This window comes from Yersinia nurmii, assembly GCF_001112925.1.
In the GTDB taxonomy this organism is placed as follows: Bacteria; Pseudomonadota; Gammaproteobacteria; order Enterobacterales; family Enterobacteriaceae; genus Yersinia; species Yersinia nurmii.
This window is the reverse complement of sequence record NZ_CPYD01000015.1, coordinates 109286-128221: the sequence shown is the minus strand read 5'-3', so window position 1 is coordinate 128221 and position 18936 is coordinate 109286. Positions and strand designations below refer to the sequence as shown.

The window sequence follows — 18936 nt, the reverse complement described above, 5'->3', positions numbered from 1 at the left end:
ATTATAGGGAGTTCCTGACAGGCTGCAACCCCTAATTTCAAATAATTTTCCAACCGGCTTTTTTTTAGGCAAAAGCCCATTAAATTGCGAGTTTTTTCAGCGTTGGGAAGCCATAACTCTGTAAAACGGGCAATAAAGCATCAGTATCCGTATCTAACGCCATGCAATAAGCCACATTATCTTCCTGAGTAGAAATTACATTCTCTTGTGAAGAAATCAGCCAAGCCGTTCTACGGGCAATCGCGGCACCGGAATCGACCATTCGCGTCCCTTCTGGCAACACCTGCGCCAGCTCTTCTGCTAATAGAGGGAAATGAGTACAGCCTAATACCACGGTGTCCGGCGGCTCACGCATACTCAGCCACGGATTAAGGATTTTCTTTAATGCAGAAAGAGGCACTTCCCCACCGTGTAATTTGGTTTCCGCCAGTTCCACCAGCTCAGATGAACCCAACAACTCGATTTTGCAGTCAGTCGCAAAGCGCTCGATCAAATCCAGAGTATATGAACGATGCACCGTCGCCCGAGTGGCTAATAACCCTACTACGCCATTGCGGGTTAACCGCGCCGCAGGCTTGATTGCGGGTACAACACCAACAACAGGGAAAGAGAAGCGCTCACGTAAAGCTGGGAGGGAGACAGTGCTGGCGGTATTGCAGGCAATGACGACGATAGCAAGGGGATGTTGTTGCTGAACAGCAGTGACGATCTCAACTACACGCTCGACAATAAACTCTTCGGACTTCTCTCCATAAGGAAAGGCAACGTTATCGAAAGCATATATATAGTGAAGATCCGGCAGAAGCTGCCGAATCTCCTGGTACACAGACAGCCCGCCGACGCCGGAATCAAAAATCAGCGCCGTCGGGCGAATGGAAGTGTCTGCCTTAGAAGTTATAGCTTCCAGTGAAGTAGTATTCGCGTCCTGGGGTTTGGTAGCCATAAACCGTCTCATAATCTTTATCAAACAGGTTGGCGATTCTACCACGAACAGTGAGATGAGAGGTGACCGGATATGACACAGCGAGATCCCACAAGCTTATACCACCGAGTTTTACCGTTCTTTCAGGGTAAACACTGTAGTCTTTGTCATAACGCTGCCCAAGATACTGATAAGTTATAGACCAATCCAAATCAGCAACTTGCCAGTCCAACTGGTATTTAGCCTGCTGTTTAGCGCGACGCGTCAGAACTTCGTGAGTTTCCGCATTGCGTGGATCCAGATACTCCAAAGTAACCTGATGCGATAACGGCCCAGTATCGAATGAACCTGTCCATTCCACGCCCTTAATGGTGGCTTTATTGATGTTGAAGTAGCTACTGGTCTGATTGCTGTAATCAATGAGTTTTTCAATATCATTACGATAAGCGGACAAACGCCAGCTTAACGCCCCGGTTAGCCCTTCGATACCACCTTCCCATTGCTTGCTCTCTTCGGGCTTGAGATTAGCATTACCACCGAAAGCACTATATAGCTGCATCAGGTTAGGGGCTTTATAGGCCGTCCCATAGGAACCGATAAGCCGATAGCCCTCAACAAACTCCCAACCAGCACTGGTTTGCCACGTGGAATGCCAGCCAAATTGGGAATTATCGTCGCTTCGCACTGAACCTTCCAAGATAACGTCACTAACTTGCTGCTGCCCTGTTAGATAAATACCGGTATTACGCTGTGTAAAATCAGAGTGGATATTCGAATTGCTACTCTTACGCTCGGTTTTCTGCTCCTGCCAGTCAGCTCCAGCGCTGATCGTGCCATGTGCCACTTGGAAAGTATTACCCCACTGTAGGTTATATTGCTCGGCATCGTCTAAAGAGGCGGTAATATCATGAGGGCCAAAGAGTGGGCTGTAATTATAATCTTTGGTGCGGTTATAGCTGGCTATCAGCTGAGAGGCATAAATACCGTTTTTATAGCGCAGCCCCGTATCATAGGTACGACTAGACAATTTACGCGTATCTATCAGTGCTAAGGGGTTGCTGAAATTAGCATAGCCGTCGTAATCACTACGGTTATCGAAGCCGTATACACGGGCAAAACCGTTAAACTGCTCGTTAAACTGATGCTCTAATCCTGCCCATAGCATTTTTCCCATAAAACCATCGCGGTCAGGCTGACGTGGGCCACCAGCTTCCGGCATCCCCGCGACAATGTCATATCCTTTGGTGTAGGTATAATTACCAGCCAAAGTGATTGTCGTGCCTTCACCCAATTTTTGCTGTGTTGAACCATCGTAGGTTTGATAACCGTTAGAACCCAGCCCTGCAGACAGTGTTGTGCCCGGATTTTCACGCGCGGTAAGAATGTTAACAACCCCACCAATCGCATCAGAGCCATATACCGCAGAGCGTGGCCCACGTATATATTCAATACGTTGCACTAACGAAATCGGAATTTGGCTGAGATCCGATGCGCCGGTAATACCGGCCTGATTTAATCGAACACCGTCGATCAAAACCAGTACATGCCGGGATTCGGTGCCACGAATAAATAACGAGCTACGCTGCCCCATACCACCGTCTTGTGCAATATCAACACCCGGTAAACGGCGTAAAACATCATTAATACTGGTCGCCTGCCAGCGCACAATATCCTCACGGGTAACGATATTCATTGGCGCTAATACGCTGGAGATTGGCTGAGGGAAGCGGTTTGCAGTAACCACCATTTGGTTTTTACTGTCAGAAGAGGTGTTGGAACTGTCTTGCGCCCATCCAGAAAAGGCCGTCACAGATAGAGCCGTGAGCAGCGTATATTTTTTAATTGTCATGAAAAGCATCCAAACTTAATTGGCGGATGCCGCAGAACCATGGCCGGTAGCACGCGACGGCCACAAATATTGCGACGTAATACCGGCAGGTTTTCGGGCTTGGGATTTATTGCATCAACATCCTTATTAAAGTGCGAACTATTAATAGATGAGATAAAGCAATACCGGGCGATGACTTCCCATCCGCTATGGACAGTGTCTGTTAATAAACTATCGCCGTGACTTCCCCTTACCGCTGCGCGTCAGCTCTGGATTCACACCAGATTCCCATTTCACTCTCAGCAGGAGGCCGGACGGCAATGCTACGATCAACATAAATAGATGTCTAGACTGCTATGGTTGTAACGAGGAATAAACACGACAAAACTGGACTTCATAGTCACATCCCCTACAATCCCGCAGGAATAACCATCCTTTTTACTGCCAGACGAGACGAAACATGACCCCCGACATCCTGCCTACTGAAAATTACGATCACCAATTGGCGGAGAAAATTGCCTCTCTCAAAGCGATGATGTCGCCGTTCAAGGCACCTGAACCGGAGGTTTTTCGTTCTCCGGCTGAACATTACCGCATGAGAGCCGAGTTTCGCGTTTGGCATGATGAAGATGAGCTGTACCACATCATGTTTGATCAGCACACCAAGCAGCGTATTCGGGTTGAACAATTCCCCGTCGCTAGCGTACTGATCAACCGTCTGATGAGCGCGCTAATGACCGCTATCCGCGCGCAGCCTATTTTGCGTCGCAAACTGTTCCAAATTGATTACCTGTCAACGCGCAGCGGCAAAATCATTGCTTCTTTACTGTATCACCGCCAATTGAACGAAGAATGGCAGCAGCACGCCATTGCATTACGGGATCAGCTGCGCGCTGAAGGCTTTGATTTACAATTGATTGGTCGCGCCGCTAAAACCAAAATCATGTTAGATCATGATTATGTCGATGAGATTCTACCGGTTGCTGGCCGCGATATGATTTATCGTCAGGTAGAAAACAGCTTTACTCAACCAAACGCCGCGGTAAATATTCACATGCTGGAGTGGGCGCTGGACGTCACTCAGGGTGCTAGCGGCGATCTGTTAGAGTTGTATTGCGGTAACGGTAATTTCTCTTTGGCATTGGCGCGAAATTTTGATCGGGTACTGGCTACCGAGATTGCTAAACCTTCCGTTGCAGCGGCACAATTTAATATTGCGGCTAACCACATTGATAATGTGCAGATTATTCGTATGTCGGCAGAAGAGTTTACTCAGGCTATGCAGGGCGTACGTGAGTTCAATCGCCTGAAAGGGATTGATCTGAAAAGCTATAACTGCGAAACCATTTTTGTCGATCCTCCACGCAGTGGCCTAGATGACGAAACCATCAAGATGGTGCAAGGATATCCGCGCATTCTCTATATCTCCTGCAACCCGGAAACGCTGCGCGCTAATCTGGAACAACTACAGCACACTCATAAAATCAGTCGGCTGGCGCTATTCGACCAATTCCCTTACACCCATCATATGGAATGTGGTGTGTGGCTGGAGAAACGCGACTAATCAGACAGCAAAAAGGGCAACATTGCGTTGCCCTTTTGATTTCAATCTACTTTATTCCCACTCAATATCTCATGCTACTCGCGGGTATATCACTGTGACTCTGTCTCTGCGGCTTTACGCGCCTTCAGTTTGAAGAAAATCCAGAATACCAATATGACACACAGGATAGACGGCAGAAAATTCGAGCCTATCTGCGGATACTCGACCCGAATAATGGCACTATAGGCCAGAATACCCAGCAGGAAACACGCCGAAGCCAGTTTAGGCAGCCCCAGCGGCATTGGGTAGTTAATATAACGCTGATGCAGACAGTAAACGGCCAGAACCAAAGCCAGTAACGGGAACAGCGAAAAAGAAACGAATGAGCTAAACAATGCGGCAAAAGAACCGTTTGCTGCAAGCCCGGCAATCAATGCCAATATAAGGGTGCCATTTTCACGGCGAGGTTGTTCCATCATCTTCTTCCTTACTTTTCTTCAACACGGGATACAGCAAGCCTTTCCTGTTCACGGCGATACCAATAATAAGCGCCCTTGGAAATCATCCGTAACTGCAAGACTAACCGCTCCTCTAACTGTCGCCGTTGTTCAATATCAACGTCCAGCACTTCCGCACCGGCACTGAATACAATTGTGACCATGGCCTCAGCCTGCGCTTCGGTGAAGCTGCGCGGCATATGATTCTCCAGTTCGAGATAGTCGGCCAGTTCAGCAATAAAATGCTGAATTTCACGGGCTACAGCGGCACGGAAAGCCGCCGAGGTGCCGGAACGTTCACGCAGTAGCAAACGGAAGGCATTCGGATTGTTTCCAATAAACTCCATAAAAGTTGAGACTGAGGTGCGGATAACACTACCGCCTTTGGCTATGCGTTGGCGAGCCTGCCGCATCAGTTGACGCAACATCAGGCCACTTTCGTCCACCATAGTCAGGCCCAGTTCATCCACATCGCGGAAGTGGCGGTAAAATGAGGTAGGCGCAATACCGGCCTCGCGGGACACTTCCCGCAGACTCAAGCTAGCGAAACTCCGCTCCGCACTCAGTTGGCTGAACGCCGCTTCGATCAGGGAACGACGCGTTCGCTCTTTTTGTTGTGCTCTGACGCCCATAATCGTACCCAAAAGATATCCATTTTCTTTAGCTAAGCCATATAGTAAGCAATATACCAAACTTTATAGTAACAACGACTATACAAACACTTCATCTTATCCGCGTAAGAACGAATTTACAGCAGGAGCCAAGGCCAACGACCTAATGATGATTGGGTTATTTATAGGATGATGTTAATATATCGTTGTAATTTTGTATAAAAATAGGTCTCTCCTACATGCAACAGCACTTCCATTTTGATGCCATCGTTATTGGCTCGGGCCCTGGCGGTGAAGGTGCCGCTATGGGATTGGTGAAACAAGGGGCTCGCGTTGCCGTGATTGAACGGTATAACAATGTGGGCGGCGGATGTACCCACTGGGGTACCATTCCTTCCAAAGCCCTGCGCCATGCCGTTAGCCGTATTATTGAATTCAACCAGAACCCACTTTACAGCGATAACTCGCGTGCTATCAGTTCCTCTTTCTCCGATATTTTGCGCCACGCCGATCGGGTAATTAACCAGCAAACCCGTATGCGACAAGGTTTTTACGATCGTAACCATTGTCAGATGTTTTCCGGTGATGCCAGCTTTGTCGACGCCAAAACCCTTAACGTACGTTACGCCGACGGCACTTCCGACCGCCTAACGGCCGATAACATCGTTATTGCGACCGGTTCGCGGCCTTATCGCCCGGAGAACGTTGATTTTACCCATGAGCGTATTTACGACAGCGACACCATTTTGCAGCTCAGTCACGAGCCACAGCACGTCATTATTTACGGTGCAGGAGTGATTGGCTGTGAATATGCATCGATCTTCCGGGGATTGAGCGTCAAAGTTGATTTAATCAACACCCGTGATCGCCTGCTCGCATTTCTCGATCAGGAAATGTCCGATGCGCTCTCCTATCACTTCTGGAATAACGGCGTGGTTATCCGCCACAACGAAGAGTTTGAGCAGATTGAAGGCACTCCTGATGGCGTTATCGTCCATCTGAAGTCCGGCAAGAAAGTGAAAGCCGATTGTCTGCTGTATGCCAACGGGCGTACCGGTAACACTAGCGGGCTCGGTTTGGAAAATATCGGTCTGGAAGCGGACAGTCGTGGTCTGCTGAAGGTCAATAGCATGTACCAAACCGCATTGCCTCACGTCTATGCCGTGGGGGATGTGATTGGCTATCCAAGTCTGGCATCCGCCGCTTACGATCAGGGCCGCATTGCTGCGCAGGCCATGATTCAAGGGGAAGCGCAGGTTCATCTGATTGATGACATTCCTACCGGAATTTATACCATTCCTGAAATCAGCTCCGTCGGGAAAACTGAGCAGGAACTGACGGCGATGAAAGTGCCTTATGAAGTTGGCCGGGCGCAGTTTAAGCATTTGGCTCGGGCGCAGATTGTCGGTATGGATGTTGGTAGCCTGAAAATTTTATTCCATCGGGAAACCAAACAGATTTTGGGTATTCATTGCTTTGGCGAACGCGCCGCAGAGATTATTCATATCGGTCAGGCCATTATGGAACAGAAAGGTGAAGGTAATACCCTGGAGTATTTCGTGAATACTACCTTCAACTATCCAACCATGGCCGAAGCCTATCGCGTTGCGGCACTCAATGGCTTAAACCGCCTGTTCTAGCGGCGCGCCCATGCGAATTTGCATGTGCTCGCGTATCGCCTCGGCTAGTTGCTCATAGCGGCCACGCAATGGGGAGCCGGGGCGGTAAACCAGAGCAATAGTGCGCTTCGGCTCCGGCTTGTAGCATTCCAAATAGCAGACACCGTCGCGCTCTTTTTCTTTTGGTACCGCCAGCGATGGCAATAAGGTGATACCGCTGCCAGCCGCGACCATATTGCGCAGAGTTTCTAAACTGGTCGCGCGAAAATGGGTATCTTCCTCAGCTCCCGCTTGGAAGCAAAAGCCCATCGCCTGATCGCGCAAGCAGTGGCCATCTTCCAGCATCAACAGCTTTTCTCCTGCTAACTCATGCATTTGAACCCGGTCACGCTTCGCCCATGGATGGTCGGAATATACAGCCAGATTCATTGGCTCATCAAATAACGGCACTTCGATAAAAGCCTCGGTCTCTTTGACCAACGCTAAAATAGCGCAATCCAGTTTACCGCTGTCCAGCTGTGCCAACAGATTCTGAGTCTGCGCCTCGTGTAGATACATCTCCAGCTTTGGAAAAGCCTGATGCAGCATCGGAATAATTTGAGGCAATAAATAAGGCCCGACAGTAGGAATCAAACCAATATGTAACGGCCCAGACATACTCTCGCCCTGCAAACTGGCCATCTCTTTGAGCACTTTGACTTCCCGCAATACGGTTCTGGCCTGATCCACCAACAGCAAGCCAGCTTGGGTAAACAGCACCTTACGGCTGGTTCGCTCCAGCAGCATCACACCCAGTTCATCTTCCAACTTACGAATCTGGCCGCTTAAAGTCGGCTGGCTCACATGACAGGAATCCGCCGCGCGTCGGAAATGACGAAACTCGGCCAAAGCCACCAGATACTCGAGATCGCGAATGTTCATCTGCTCTCCACTTTATGATAGTCAATAACGATAGATAAGATAGCAATCAGTGATTAGATCTATCAAGAGATAAAGTAAATAATGTACCCCAAGAAAGAAAAGCCTAACTAAATGAAAAATTCTATTTTCTAATTAAGGAGTTACAAATGTTTACCAGCCAAGAAGGTAAAAAAGTCCCACAGGTTACTTTCCATACCCGTCAGGGCGACCAGTGGGTTGACGTAACGACTGATGACCTGTTTAAAGATAAAACCGTTATTGTATTTTCATTGCCGGGCGCATTCACCCCGACCTGTTCTTCTAGCCATTTGCCACGCTATAACGAGCTGTCCGGCGTGTTCAAACAGCATGGCGTAGACAGCATTCTGTGCATTTCGGTCAACGACACTTTCGTAATGAACGCCTGGAAAGCCGACCAACATGCCGAAAACATCACTTTCGTGCCAGACGGCAACGGTGAATTCACCAAAGGCATGAATATGTTGGTAGAGAAAGCCGACCTTGGCTTTGGCCCGCGCTCATGGCGTTATTCCATGCTAGTACGCAACGGTGTGGTAGAAAAAATGTTCGTTGAACCAAACAAACCGGGCGATCCGTTTGAAGTGTCCGATGCTGACACTATGCTGAAATATTTAGCGCCAGAATACAAAGTGCAGGAATCCGTGGCTATTTTCACCAAACCGGGCTGCCCATTTTGTGCTAAAGCGAAACAAATGTTGCAGGATCGCGGTATGCAATATGAAGAAATTGTACTGGGTAAAGACGCAACTACCGTGAGCCTACGCGCCGTCAGCGGCCGTTCAACCGTACCGCAAGTGTTTATCGGTGGCCGTCATATTGGTGGCAGCGACGATTTAGAAGCCTATCTCCCAGCCTGATTACATCAATAAAAAAGAAGCCAACGTGAAGTATTTTTGGTAGGCCTAGGCCTACCCTTTTTCCCTGCTAGGAGCGGATATGAAAACCTTAAACGTAGATGTCGCCGTAATCGGTGGCGGCACCGCCGGACTGGGCGCTTATCGCGCAGCGAAACTTTCCACCCCCAGCGTGGTGATGATTGAAGGCGGCGAATACGGCACAACCTGTGCCCGCGTAGGCTGTATGCCTTCCAAGTTATTGATTGCAGCCGCTGAATCGGTGCATGAAATTGAAAAAGCGCCCGGCTTTGGGATCTACCCACAGGGAAAAATGCTGATTAACGGACGCGAAGTCATGGATCGCGTGAAACGTGAACGTGACCGTTTCGTGGGCTTCGTATTGGAAGGTGTCGAGAGCATTCCAGCCGCTGATAAAATTCAGGGCTACGCTCGCTTTATTGATGACAACACCCTGCAAGTGGACGATCACACCCGTATCGTGGCGCAACGTATTGTTATCGCAACGGGTTCCCGTCCGAGCTGGCCTGCACCGTGGAACGATTTGGGTGATCGCCTAATCGTGAACGATGATGTATTCAACTGGAATGATTTACCTGAATCCGTCGCCGTTTTCGGCCCTGGCGTGATTGGCCTCGAGTTAGGCCAAGCCCTGCACCGGTTGGGCGTAAAAGTAAAAATGTTTGGCGTGGGTGGAGCCGTTGGCCCGCTAACGGATAGCGTAGTACGCGAATACGCCGCCAAAGCGCTAGGCGATGAGTTCTATCTTGATCCTGATGTAAAAGTCCAATTGATGCAGCGAGAAGGCGATAAAGTCTTTATTCGCTATCAAAATCTGGATGGAGAAATGCAGGAAATCATGGTGGACTACGTATTGGCCGCCACCGGTCGCCGTCCGAACGTCGATAAATTAGGGCTGGAAAATACCGGTCTGGAACTAGACGAGCGCGGTGTGCCTAAAGCCGACCGATTAACCATGCAAACCAGCATACCGCATATTTTTATCGCCGGTGATGCCAGTAATCAGCTTCCTTTGTTACATGAAGCCAGCGATCAGGCACGTATTGCTGGTGTAAATGCCGGCGGTTTCCCGGAAGTGTTGCCCGGTTTACGCCGAAGCCCGATTTCGGTGGTGTTCTCCGATCCGCAAATCGCAATGGTAGGTTCGACTTTCCGTGAATTAAGCCAGAAATTCAGCGCCTGCGGCTGTTTTGAAGTCGGTGAAGTTTCTTTCGAAAATCAGGGGCGTTCACGAGTTATGCTACGTAATAAAGGCATACTTCGGGTTTACGGTGAGCAGGGTACAGGACGCTTCCTCGGAGCCGAAATGATAGGGCCAAGCGCTGAGCATATTGCTCACTTGCTGGCTTGGGCACATCAGCAACAAATGACCATCGACCAGATGCTGGATATGCCGTTCTATCACCCGGTGATTGAAGAGGGTTTACGTACCGCACTGCGTGACCTGCAATCCAAGCTGAAACTTGGAGCCGACGAGGCAGAACGCTGCCTGCGTTGTCCGGGCGAGTAATTCTCCACTCTATTACCTGTCTCTCAACAAAACCGGGCTCTTGCCCGGTTTTTGCTTTTTACATTCTTTTTCTCCGCGCCAAATTTAAATTATTTTTGCGTGATGCCTCCCTGAAAAGCTTCTCCCTGATTGCCTCGTCGCAAAAATCTCCCCACTGTGCTTTTCTCACCATAAATAACAGTGATGCATTTGAGGCAGTATTAATAACAGTACTGCAATGGAGGAGTAATGAAAGGCATGGAAAGCCAGATTGCTCGTATCAAAGCGAACCCATCGGGAGTGAAGTTCAGTGAACTGGCAAAGATCTGCAGTTACTACTTAGGCTCCCCCGACACGACTCAGGCCGTCATCATGTCTACCACATGCCCTGACAAGGCGACCCACGAATTAATATTCAACATAGCAATAACGGAATGTCGAAGTTTTATCAGATAAAACAGTTGATTACGACGTTAGAAAAGTTAAAGGAGATGACCCATGGTGAATATTGAACACGACTCCTACCGCATCACCTGGTCGGCTGAAGACGCCGAATTTATTGGTTTATGCGCCGAACTTCCCAGTTTGTCATGGTTAGCGCCTACCAAAGTACAGGCGATGGATGGAATAACGGCGTTAGTCGCAGATATTCTGGCCGAAATGGCTCGCTCCGGTGAGACACCGCCGATACCTTTATCCGAGAAGTACTTCAGCGGGAAATTGGTACTGCGTATGCCTCCCGACCAACATCGGCGTTTAGCCATCAACGCGGCAGGAGAAGGTATTAGCTTAAATCGTTATTTATGCTCACGTCTGACCTGTTAGTCACAGAAGTCGCCTCGTTACAGCCTGCTCGCCAAAGGGTTTGGCTGTGTGCAATAAAACGAACCGGCGGGGTTTGTATTCGCCATGCTGGAAACTCGCTGAGGCAGTTGGTAAAGGCGTGATGAGCGCCGACAGTACACATTTATCTGGCAGATTCTGCTCTTGGTTTTATCTCGAAGTCTACCGGCAGTGAGATAACCACCTGCCCACGAGATAACAATTCCGTCGGCGGAAAAGGTAGGGGCTGAGCACGTTTTAAAATAGCTAATGCCTCACGATCTAATAAAAGAGTGCCGCTGCTACTGGTCAAAGTCGCTGATAACACTCGCCCTCTACTATCAACGATAAATTTAACGATCGCGGTACCCTGCCGCTTTTGCTTTCTGGCTCCGGGAGGGTAGCGCTTGAAGTTAGCTAAATGGCTTTGTAAAACGCCAGCCCAGCTTGCTCGTACCTGCACATGTTGTAATGAGTAACTATTGTTAGGTGCCGATACGCGCTGGGCGGCCCCTGATAACGGCGAGCTCTTGCTCATCACAGTCGACAATACCTCACTATTGCCTTTATTTTTAACGATTTTATGTTTAGGCACGTTAGTCTTTTCACCTGTTTTTTTTACTACTTTCGGTTTTAGCTGCAATACGGGCAAGACGGAATCAGGGGATGGTTTTTCTGACAAAAAGTCATTATTGTCAATATGTTGTTCTGCCTGCGATTCACCGGCAGGTAAAGTTAGCACTTGTTCAACGCCTACCTGAATTTTTTCAAGGCTTGGGGCAAATTCTGCTTCCGCTGACAGCGTCAACACTACGGCAGACAGGGCGTCTGGCGGCAACGGCGAAACAGAACGACCCGCCAAAAACCACAGCGCGGTCAAATGCAACGCAAAAGACAACAACCCGCCGCACAACAAAGATATAGCCGAGGATCCGCGACAAACTGATGAGTGAGTATCTTCCACGGATAAAGTCATCACATTCCTTTTTTATTCAATTAATAGCGTAACTTTCATTAGGTAAGAGAAGCCGTTTACTCTTCTGCCAACGCGGTATGCAGACGATCGGCGAATGGTTTAAGTAAATAGCTCAGTAGTGAACGCTCTCCGGTGCGAATAAAAATATCGACGGACATACCTGACTGGATTTTTTCTGTGTGGGTTTGCTGTGCTTCATCCGTATTGATCGACACAGTTAATGGATAATAGGGCTCTAAGCTGCTTGGATTATTCAATCGGTCAGCGCCTATATGCAGAACGCGTCCCTGTAATCGAGGAGAATGGCTTTGGTTGAAAGCGGAGAAAATAAGTTCTACCGGTAAACCTACCGCAACTTTATCGATCAATTCGATGGGTAGCTGAGCGTCAATCAACAGTGGGCGCCCGCTAGGAACAATTTCCATCAGTTGCTGCCCGGAGCCGATAACCCCACCAACAGTGTGCTGTGCCAAGGCGATAATGATGCCACTTTCCGGCGCATAAATGCGCATATTGGCCAACTCATATTCCGCTACGCCAATTTGCTGCTCTAAATCCTGCTGCCGTCGCTGAGTGTTAGCTAACTTCTCATGAATATCTGCCTGATATTGCTCACCCTGCTGTAATAATCGTTGCTCATTTGCCTTAATTAGCTGACGAGTTTCACTTATATGGCTACAGTGCTGATCCACCAGAGCCGTCAATGCGATAGCCTGGCTTTCCATATCAAGCTGTTGTTTAAGCGCCACATAGCCACTTTTTGCCAGCGCACGCACACCTTTTAACTGTTGCTGAACTAAGTCGGACTGAAGTTGGTTATTTGCTCGCTGTCTATGCAACCCGGCAAGGCGAGCGCGTAAAAGAGCTATTTCCGCTGACAAGCGCGCTATTTCGGCTTGTTGAGCCTGATATCGGTGGTAGAAAAGCTGCTGTTGTAAAACCATAACCTCAGCAATATAGGGCTGCTCACGCTGCGTTAATAATGCCACTGGAAACTGGATCTCCGCCTCATGGTTTTTCTCAGCAATTAAACGCGCCTCTAGCGAGAGTAAGGAAAAATACTGCTGCTGTAGATTGTCTCGCTGACTACGTACCGTTGTATCATCCAGCGAAATCAGTAATTGTCCCTTTTCTACCCATTTACCTTCAGCAATATGTAGCTGACTGATTCGCCCGCTTTGCGAAGACTGAACAACCTTTCTATTTTCTGTTACCACCACAATTCCGGCGACAGCAACACCTTTATCTAGTGGCGCAAATCCGGCCCAAATAAAAAAACCCATAAACCAAATCAGCACCAGCAGCCCGCCAAGATAAAGATAGCGTCCGCTATTAATTTGCAGCGGTTCCTGGGCGGTGGCAAACGGCATGATTTCGCCCCTTTCCGTGGCTTTTGGATTAGTCACCTGATGTTCTCCCGGCGGGAACAACCCGATAATTCGCACCGTGACCCCAGACATTTTTTTTATCTGCTTTCCGCGTCGAAGCGATATTATCTTTGGCGTAAAAATCACTGAACACCGCCGCAGTACGATCAAACAGCTGTTGTTGCCCGTTTTTTAGCAGCAATAAAAAGTCGCTGCCAGACAATAATTCAGGCTTATGCGTGATCATAATCACCGTACTACCCTGCCGTTTTAGCTGTGCAATGCTCGCCAATAATGCCTTTTCTCCGCCTTCATCCAAGCTGGCATTCGGTTCATCCAGCACAATCAACCGCGGCATCCCGTACATAGCCCGCGCCAGCGCAATTCTCTGACTCTGTCCTCCGGATAGTCCCTCCCCGCCATCACCCAGAGGAGTGTCATAGCCTTTTGGCAAATGTAGAATCAAATCATGCACATCTGCCATCTTTGCAGCAGCCACAACCTGGGATGAATCCAGCACGCCAAAACGAGCAATATTTTCAGCCACCGACCCTTGGAATAACTGCACATCTTGTGGCAAGTAGCCGATAAATTTTCCCAGTAAGGATTTGTTCCAGAGAGAGATTTCTGCTCCATCCAGTCGTATTGATCCACTGAATGCTGTCTGACTAGCAACCAGTAACCTCGCCAACGTGGATTTACCGCTTCCTGATGGCCCCAAAACGCCAAGAATTTCCCCCGGTTGCAGGGTAAAATTGACAGAATGCAGGATAGGAACCGAAGTGCCAGCTCGGCAGGCAAGTAATTGAGTGACGGTTAACTGACCCAGAGGGTCAGGCAAAACTATTTCTGTCGCCAATGAGGGTTGCTGATTCGCCAGTAAATCAGCTAAACGTTGGTAAGCCAGACGGGCATGGCTCCACTGTTTCCAGACTGCTATCAATTGATCGATCGGCCCTAACACTCGCCCGATCAATATTGATCCCGCAATCATCACTCCAGCCGTAATTTCTCCTCGAATAACCAGCAATGATCCTAATCCCAGCATCATTGATTGCAGCGTTAACTTGCTGGACTTGGCTAATGCACTAATGCGGCTGCTTCTGTCACTGGCGATATTTTGCAGGTAAAGGAAACGGCAATGCTGAGTTAGCCATCGTTCCCGCAAAGCTTTTAGCATCCCCATCGCCGCGATGGTATCGGCATTACGTAAATTGGCGTTTGCCTGCAAAGTTGCCCGCGAAGTGATTTCAGAGGCCTGTTTCAATGGTTTTTTACATACCCAATGATTCATGCAAGCCAGTAGAATCAGCACGCCTGCCCCAATGGTTGCCATGACGCCAAGCCAAGGGTGCAGCAAATAAATCACCAATAAATAGAAGGGAAACCAAGGAGCATCAAAAATGGCAAACAACGCATTGCCGGTAGCGAACTGGCGTAGCGTCGTCAGATCGTTAAGCGCCTGCGCTGCCTGAATTTTGTTACCTTGCAAAGTTGATTGGAAAGTCGAGTTAAACACTTGCTGATTCAACCGCATATCGGCTCGAGTGCCTAAACGAATGACAACGGCTCCTCTCACCCATTCTAATAAGCCAATCAACGTAAAAGCGCCCAAAACTAATAAAGTCAGCATCAGTAAAGTCATGGTGTTTGCTGAGGCCAAAACGCGCTCGTAGATCTGTAACATATATATTGCTGGAGCCAACATCAGCAAATTGATAATTGCAGTGAATATTCCTATTCCCCAGAGGCTGGTTTTATCACAGATTAAAACCGCTAAAATCGGAGGTAATGTCGTTTGAGAGGTATTAGCTAATGGCATGGGTCCGTTTCCACACTGTAACCACACGTTGATAATGCGCACCGCAGTACCATTCCAAAAGAGCAGCGCCGCTCGTAAAAATGCTTAAACAATGAATATCAAAATCACCACCGCACCTTTATTTCCCTATTGGCACGGCGGTGACATTTTTATTCAGTCAAAGGGTTACTTATCCAATTGCGCGTGATCAGGCGGCTAACAACATCTCGTTGAACTCTGCCACACCAATTGCTTCGATAAATGGTGCATCGGCCATCACGTCACCAGAATTATACTGACTAGCTATAGATAGCGTGTTGACGGCGCTGTCAACATCCACCCCTCTTGCTTTGAGGACTTCCAGCATCGGATCAGGGTCTCCTTTCATTAGACCGTATACCGTTTTGTGCATATCGCCCTGATGATTCTGCTCCTCAGTGAGCGCAGGATCATATTGCCCAGTGATATCCAAGCCACTAAAGGTGACCTCAGTTTTGACAATGTGTCTCCCCCCACCGATGCTAGGTTCTAACCCCTCACCAAACTGCATCTCATCAATATTGCCATGGAGCGTATGCTGAGGATAAAAGGTATAATGTAAGTTACCCTTCGCTATGAGGCTGGTTTCCGTGTTATGCGAACTACCAATAGAAAATTGATGGCCATTAAAACCATCTGATCCCCCATAAAATTGCCCACGATCTTTAACCGGAGCCAGTTCGATATTACCGAACCCCGCAGCCCACGCTTTGAGGTAAGATGAAACACTAAATTCGGCAAACTCTTCTTGGTATTTAATTGTTATACTCATAAATAATTTCCTTTTAGTAAATGGGATATAACTTAGAATATGATTATTAATATAACCATACATACCAACAGGGGTTAATTAACACACCTGAAGACTTTAAAATTTGTATTCAAATCCACCCTGAATAGTTCGGCCACGGCTAGCAGAAAATGACAGTGAATCACCATAATTAACCAGATAAGCACGATTACTGATATTTTCTATTGAAGTACGTAATATCAAATTATTTGTTATTTTATAGCTGGCATATAAATCAAATACTGTGTATTTCGGCCAGTCAGCGACATAAGCCGTACCCGGATAGCCATAACCATTAAGCACTGATAAATCTTGATACCCACGGTTATAACGGATTACGGTACCAAAATCTAACAGTTTATTTAACGCTCTTCCCCCCAACGTTAAACTGCCACGATCGCCCGGTAAATAGGCTGATGAACCAAATACCGCCCCATGTCTACAAACGATAAAATCATTAAGATGGTTACCATCGACACCATACATCCCTATACCTTTTATATTTTTAACCGATTGAATACCGCCCAACCAGGCTGGTTTTGAGCAAGTATCGTTATGACCTATCATTCGGGTATAATTCAGACTGGCATAGAAAAAACCGGCATCGTAACTTAATTGATATTCCAATCCACGAAAGCGACTTTTAAGTAAATTATTAACGTAAGCAGCATAGGCAAAGGATTGGCTTCCGCGCAGAGGTAATGCTCGCTCTAATTCCAAATTGATATAGTTCGCCACCCGTGTATCAAAGTAGGCCATTTTTGCGCCAAACTTATCACCACTAATGAATAAATCTTCCTGTTGAATATTCAACCCAGATTCCCAGGTGCGGGAACGCTCTATAGCCAGATAAGGATTCGGGAACAAAAAACCCGAACCGTGGGCACTGCCGGTAGCCAGAGTTTCTGTTATACCCGGTGGCCGCCATGATTGACCGTAGTTGCCAAAGAACTCCAGCCATTGCACTCCTGGCTTAACCCCAATGCCTAAGGTTGGCAATATTTGCTGCTCATGGCGATCAACATCCCAGGTCATTGTCACAGGGACTTTCTTACAGGTATTTCGTTTTCCCCCGCCATGTTGGGGGTTACATGGGTTTTGCCGTGTATAAGGCATTTTGGATGTGTATAGCCAGGTATGCCCCTGTAAACGAGAATGTTCGAAACGCAGCCCGCCATCCAGCCGTAACCAGTCATCGTAGTGGTAATCAAACTGAGTGAAAACGCTAGTCAGACTGCGCTTGCCAGACGGAGTCACACCCTGCATGAGATCTTTGTTCGTGTGGCCGCTGGAACGATCGCTAAACCAATCCATACCATATTGAAGGCTCAATAAATGGTTATCCGGTAGAATGAAACGTTGGGTATTTTGTAGCTGCAGACCGCGCGTAGTTAAACGCGTGCGAGTGGTATATTTCCGACAGAAAATTGGATCAGAACACAAAGTATTGGTTTTATCATCGGTATCAACGTAATAGGCTTTTGCCTTAGCATCCAACCAGGGCAGATGCTCAGGCTGTAAACGATAATCCAACCCGAAATTCTGCGTTATTACATCGCTAATGCTGCTGGTTTTCCAACCGATGCCGCTTTTATTCGGTGAGTTCTTTACAGTGACCAGAAAGCCACCGTTAGGGCTGTTTACCTGAGTTTGCAGGTAACTGGCGACCAAACGCTGCTCCGCAGGCAAGTTCCAACCCACTTTAGCTAGTCGAGTATGCATTTGGTAGCCGGAATTGAGTACTTTCATACGCTTTAACTCATCACCGATTGAGTTCTTCCCCTTATTTCCATAACCAAAACGTAAGTCTCCCAGACTACCGATGTTTCCCGGCCAATATTCACCAAAGTTACGTTCACTAACGGCTATCAATACATCTCCGATTTCATTTCCAAATGCCAATGCTCCGCCACCAATAAATCGGGTACCGTTATCGCCAATTGTGGCTCGCAGATTACCGCCAAGTTCTTTTCCTGGCTCAAGAAAATCTGCCGCGTTTATCGTATTAAAAGTAGCAATACCACCAATTACGCCAGCGCTGCCGATACCGATGGTCGGCCCTTTTTCAATCACCACATTGCTAAGAATATCCGGATCAATAAACATCACGCCGTTACGTCCGCCGTGGCCACTTTTCATAAAGTTTTGTCTCATACCGTCAATATTCATATTTATACGGCCAAAATCTTGAATACCGCGAATATTGACCGATAACGCAGGATCTTGTTGGTCTACCGCAGAATAGACGCCGGAAGTCTGCTCCAATATATCAGCCGCATGGCGGGCAGGACGGTTATCTAATTGTTCTTTAGTTATTTCACTAACAGAGCGTGGCTCATCATATACCCAACCATCAGAATATCCCAGACCGCCATCTTCTATTTTCAGTGGTTCTAATATCACATTATTATCATCTATTTTTGAAGACGAAATATTAACGTCTAGCTGTTTCGAGTAACCTTTATCACTAAATAAATAAAAAATAAAAAAAAGAATGATGCTTATTAAACCATTAGGCTTAATTTTATTCACATAATTATTATGCATATTTTTACTTCATCCTTGGAAAAATAATGCCGACAGCCAACTTAGTTATTTCACTAAATCAACAGTTTAAAAACAAAGCCTAACATTAGCGCTTTATTTATATTCCAACAATTGAGAATGATTATCATAATCATTTAATGAAATAAACTCAACTTCCTACAGAAAGAAATAAAAAAATAGCGCCAATGAATAACAATAAATGTGAATGCTCGCCCTAATGCTAAAAGAATGAATGGTTAATTATCGCGGATGAACCCAATAGATTAAT

15 protein-coding genes and 1 riboswitch are annotated in these 18936 nt (G+C 47.5%); of the genes, 5 read left to right on the top strand and 10 right to left on the bottom strand.

Annotated features, from left to right (window positions below; genetic code table 11):
* Positions 1-79: 79 nt before the first annotated feature.
* Positions 80-943: a glutamate racemase gene (murI, locus tag AD970_RS16780; RefSeq protein WP_049601656.1), complete on the bottom strand. Its 864-nt coding sequence runs from the start codon at positions 941-943 to the stop codon at positions 80-82.
* On the bottom strand, positions 888-2771 hold the full coding sequence (gene btuB, locus AD970_RS16775; protein ID WP_049601653.1) for a TonB-dependent vitamin B12 receptor BtuB: 1884 nt from the start codon (positions 2769-2771) through the stop codon (positions 888-890). The genes murI and btuB overlap by 56 nt, the downstream gene beginning before the upstream one ends.
* 67 nt (positions 2772-2838) lie before the next feature.
* A riboswitch (cobalamin riboswitch) is annotated at positions 2839-3080 on the bottom strand.
* 130 nt (positions 3081-3210) lie between these two features.
* Between btuB and trmA the strand changes: the two genes are divergently transcribed.
* Complete coding sequence (gene trmA / locus AD970_RS16770; protein ID WP_049601650.1) at positions 3211-4314, top strand: tRNA (uridine(54)-C5)-methyltransferase TrmA; 1104 nt, start codon at positions 3211-3213, stop codon at positions 4312-4314.
* A gap of 89 nt (positions 4315-4403) precedes the next feature.
* Here trmA and AD970_RS16765 read toward each other — a convergent pair whose 3' ends face one another.
* Together AD970_RS16765 and fabR are read right to left on the bottom strand one after the other, a co-directional pair.
* Positions 4404-4769, bottom strand: coding sequence for a YijD family membrane protein (locus AD970_RS16765; protein WP_049601647.1), 366 nt, complete (start codon positions 4767-4769; stop codon positions 4404-4406).
* 11 nt (positions 4770-4780) lie between these two features.
* A complete protein-coding gene (gene fabR / locus AD970_RS16760) occupies positions 4781-5422 on the bottom strand; it encodes an HTH-type transcriptional repressor FabR (RefSeq protein ID WP_049601644.1) in 642 nt (213 codons plus the stop codon).
* A gap of 218 nt (positions 5423-5640) precedes the next feature.
* On the opposite strand from fabR, the gene sthA reads away from it, so the two are divergent.
* On the top strand, positions 5641-7041 hold the full coding sequence (gene sthA / locus AD970_RS16755) for a Si-specific NAD(P)(+) transhydrogenase (protein WP_049601641.1): 1401 nt from the start codon (positions 5641-5643) through the stop codon (positions 7039-7041).
* Here the strand turns inward: sthA and oxyR are convergent.
* Positions 7024-7941 carry a DNA-binding transcriptional regulator OxyR gene (gene oxyR / locus AD970_RS16750; RefSeq protein ID WP_049601638.1) on the bottom strand — a complete coding sequence of 306 codons (918 nt, stop codon included), beginning with the start codon at positions 7939-7941 and terminating at the stop codon, positions 7024-7026. The two genes, sthA and oxyR, sit on opposite strands and share 18 nt — an antisense overlap.
* Before the next feature lie 146 nt (positions 7942-8087).
* On the opposite strand from oxyR, the gene AD970_RS16745 reads away from it, so the two are divergent.
* The 3 genes from AD970_RS16745 to AD970_RS16730 all read left to right on the top strand — a co-directional run bounded on the left by AD970_RS16745 (position 8088) and on the right by AD970_RS16730 (position 11151).
* Positions 8088-8819, top strand: coding sequence for a glutathione peroxidase (locus AD970_RS16745; RefSeq protein ID WP_049601635.1), 732 nt, complete (start codon positions 8088-8090; stop codon positions 8817-8819).
* A gap of 79 nt (positions 8820-8898) precedes the next feature.
* Positions 8899-10347 carry a dihydrolipoyl dehydrogenase gene (locus tag AD970_RS16740; protein WP_049601632.1) on the top strand — a complete coding sequence of 483 codons (1449 nt, stop codon included), beginning with the start codon at positions 8899-8901 and terminating at the stop codon, positions 10345-10347.
* A 477-nt stretch (positions 10348-10824) separates the two neighbouring features.
* Positions 10825-11151: a type II toxin-antitoxin system HicB family antitoxin gene (locus AD970_RS16730; protein WP_049601629.1), complete on the top strand. Its 327-nt coding sequence runs from the start codon at positions 10825-10827 to the stop codon at positions 11149-11151.
* Positions 11152-11293: 142 nt separating this feature from the next.
* Here AD970_RS16730 and AD970_RS16725 read toward each other — a convergent pair whose 3' ends face one another.
* The 5 genes from AD970_RS16725 to AD970_RS16705 all read right to left on the bottom strand — a co-directional run bounded on the left by AD970_RS16725 (position 11294) and on the right by AD970_RS16705 (position 18668).
* The gene (locus AD970_RS16725; RefSeq protein WP_049601626.1) at positions 11294-12124 is read right to left on the bottom strand and encodes an energy transducer TonB; all 831 of its coding nucleotides are present in this window, start codon (positions 12122-12124) and stop codon (positions 11294-11296) included.
* Positions 12125-12180: 56 nt separating this feature from the next.
* Positions 12181-13494 (bottom strand): HlyD family type I secretion periplasmic adaptor subunit, encoded by a 1314-nt coding sequence (locus AD970_RS16720; protein ID WP_049601624.1) that lies wholly within the window; start codon positions 13492-13494, stop codon positions 12181-12183.
* 28 nt (positions 13495-13522) lie between these two features.
* Positions 13523-15313, bottom strand: coding sequence for a type I secretion system permease/ATPase (locus AD970_RS16715; RefSeq protein WP_049601621.1), 1791 nt, complete (start codon positions 15311-15313; stop codon positions 13523-13525).
* Positions 15314-15500: 187 nt separating this feature from the next.
* Positions 15501-16103 carry a heme acquisition protein HasA gene (locus tag AD970_RS16710; RefSeq protein ID WP_049601618.1) on the bottom strand — a complete coding sequence of 201 codons (603 nt, stop codon included), beginning with the start codon at positions 16101-16103 and terminating at the stop codon, positions 15501-15503.
* Between the two features lie 96 nt (positions 16104-16199).
* Positions 16200-18668, bottom strand: coding sequence for a TonB-dependent hemoglobin/transferrin/lactoferrin family receptor (locus AD970_RS16705; protein ID WP_053215281.1), 2469 nt, complete (start codon positions 18666-18668; stop codon positions 16200-16202).
* Positions 18669-18936 lie beyond the last annotated feature (268 nt).

Coding starts and splice junctions, on each gene's coding strand:
- murI (WP_049601656.1), bottom strand. CDS start 943: ATGGCTACCAAACCCCAGGACGCGAATACTACTTCACTGGAAGCTATA.
- btuB (WP_049601653.1), bottom strand. CDS start 2,771: ATGACAATTAAAAAATATACGCTGCTCACGGCTCTATCTGTGACGGCC.
- trmA (WP_049601650.1), top strand. CDS start 3,211: ATGACCCCCGACATCCTGCCTACTGAAAATTACGATCACCAATTGGCG.
- AD970_RS16765 (WP_049601647.1), bottom strand. CDS start 4,769: ATGGAACAACCTCGCCGTGAAAATGGCACCCTTATATTGGCATTGATT.
- fabR (WP_049601644.1), bottom strand. CDS start 5,422: ATGGGCGTCAGAGCACAACAAAAAGAGCGAACGCGTCGTTCCCTGATC.
- sthA (WP_049601641.1), top strand. CDS start 5,641: ATGCAACAGCACTTCCATTTTGATGCCATCGTTATTGGCTCGGGCCCT.
- oxyR (WP_049601638.1), bottom strand. CDS start 7,941: ATGAACATTCGCGATCTCGAGTATCTGGTGGCTTTGGCCGAGTTTCGT.
- AD970_RS16745 (WP_049601635.1), top strand. CDS start 8,088: ATGTTTACCAGCCAAGAAGGTAAAAAAGTCCCACAGGTTACTTTCCAT.
- AD970_RS16740 (WP_049601632.1), top strand. CDS start 8,899: ATGAAAACCTTAAACGTAGATGTCGCCGTAATCGGTGGCGGCACCGCC.
- AD970_RS16730 (WP_049601629.1), top strand. CDS start 10,825: ATGGTGAATATTGAACACGACTCCTACCGCATCACCTGGTCGGCTGAA.
- AD970_RS16725 (WP_049601626.1), bottom strand. CDS start 12,124: ATGACTTTATCCGTGGAAGATACTCACTCATCAGTTTGTCGCGGATCC.
- AD970_RS16720 (WP_049601624.1), bottom strand. CDS start 13,494: ATGCCGTTTGCCACCGCCCAGGAACCGCTGCAAATTAATAGCGGACGC.
- AD970_RS16715 (WP_049601621.1), bottom strand. CDS start 15,313: ATGCCATTAGCTAATACCTCTCAAACGACATTACCTCCGATTTTAGCG.
- AD970_RS16710 (WP_049601618.1), bottom strand. CDS start 16,103: ATGAGTATAACAATTAAATACCAAGAAGAGTTTGCCGAATTTAGTGTT.
- AD970_RS16705 (WP_053215281.1), bottom strand. CDS start 18,668: ATGCATAATAATTATGTGAATAAAATTAAGCCTAATGGTTTAATAAGC.